Annotated in this window: 1 pseudogene; it reads right to left on the bottom strand. The window is 58.4% G+C overall.

Annotated elements, in window-relative coordinates:
- Positions 1–214: pseudogene (locus EOC06_RS41350) on the bottom strand (transposase); the annotation flags it as partial.

The following is a 214-nucleotide window of genomic DNA, read 5'->3' as shown; positions in this document are numbered from 1 at the left end:
GGACGAGGCTGCCCAGCCACGGTGAAAAATAGTCCAACGCGAACATGCTGACACCCTGCGGTGAGATGCGCCTCTCTGCTACGGGGAGAAAGGCAAGCAGCACTTGCATCGCATCATCATCGAAGTGCTGGAGATCGCGCGCCTGTCGCTCCCATTCTGTCGCCGGCACCTTCAACGTCCTCGCATTTTCCTGAAGGTTATGGTCGATCACGGC

It is taken from the genome of Mesorhizobium sp. M7A.F.Ca.MR.362.00.0.0 (assembly GCF_004023175.1).
Taxonomy (GTDB): Bacteria; Pseudomonadota; Alphaproteobacteria; order Rhizobiales; family Rhizobiaceae; genus Mesorhizobium.
The sequence above is the reverse complement of the archived record's forward strand: the minus strand, read 5'-3'. Positions and strand labels throughout refer to the sequence as shown.